Source organism: Streptomyces sp. S6, assembly GCF_054880855.1.
The window spans coordinates 1-1,023 of record NZ_JBTYMC010000676.1; the positions used below are offsets into that span (position 1 = coordinate 1).

The 1,023-nt window shown below is 75.4% G+C and carries 2 protein-coding genes; both read left to right on the plus strand.

Features of this window, described 5'->3' with window-relative positions:
- Window positions 1-220, plus strand: a 220-nt coding sequence (locus ACVNF4_RS36355) for a hypothetical protein (protein WP_461807081.1), incomplete at its 5' end; no start/stop codon positions are given.
- Window positions 217-1,023, plus strand: an 807-nt coding sequence (locus tag ACVNF4_RS36360) for a beta-ketoacyl synthase N-terminal-like domain-containing protein (RefSeq protein ID WP_461807082.1), incomplete at its 3' end; no start/stop codon positions are given. The genes ACVNF4_RS36355 and ACVNF4_RS36360, both read left to right, overlap by 4 nt.

A 1,023-nucleotide genomic window follows, 5' to 3' on the forward strand; every position in this document is an offset into this window, starting at 1 on the left:
CGCCGCGCCGGTGGAGCCGGACGGCCTGGCCGAGGCCGCCGACCGGCTGCGGCTGCTGCTCGCCCGGTACGAGGAACGCGGTGGCGGGGTGGGGGAGGGAGACGTCCGGGAGGCGCTCGCGGCGGCGAGCGTCGACGAGATCTTCAGCTTCATCGACCAGGAATTCGGCCGCGACACCGGCCGGAACGCCACCTCGAACAGCCGGGAAGGCCAGGAATGACCGAGATACCGGAGACCGCCAGGCTGGTCGACTACCTCAAGCGGGTCACCGCCGAACTGCACGAGACGCGGGGACGGCTGAACCGGCTGGAGGACGACGCCCGCGAACCCCTCGCGATCGTCGGACTCGCCTGCCGGCTGCCCGGCGGCGCCGACTCACCGAGCGCGCTGTGGCGACTGCTCGCCGACGGCCGCGACGCCATCGGACCGGTGCCCGCGCAGCGCGGCTGGGACGCCTCCTTCCCCGGCGGCTTCCTCCCCGACATCGCCTCCTTCGACCCCGGCTTCTTCGGGATCTCCCCGCGCGAGGCCGCCGCCATGGACCCGCAGCAGCGGCTCCTCCTGGAGACCGCCTGGGAGGCGTTCGAGCACGCCGGCCTCGACCCCCGCTCCCCGGCCGCCCGGCACACCGGCGTCTTCACCGGCCTCGTCGCCCAGGACTACGGCCCCCGCCTGGACGAGGCGGCGGACGACGTCGGCGGGCACGTCCTGACCGGCACCACCGCGAGCGTCGCCTCCGGCCGCGTCGCCTACACCTTCGACTTCGACGGCCCGGCCGTCACCGTCGACACCGCCTGCTCCTCCTCCCTGGTCGCCCTGCACCTCGCCGCCCAGTCCCTGCGCCGGGGCGACTGCTCCCTCGCTCTCGTCGGCGGTGTCTGCGTCCTGTCCACGCCGGGCACCTTCCTCAGCTTCCAGGGCCAGGGCGGCCTCGCCGCCGACGGCCGCTGCAAGGCGTTCGGCGCGGGCGCGGACGGCACCGGCTGGGCGGAGGGCGCCGCCCTGATCCTCGTCGAGCGCCTC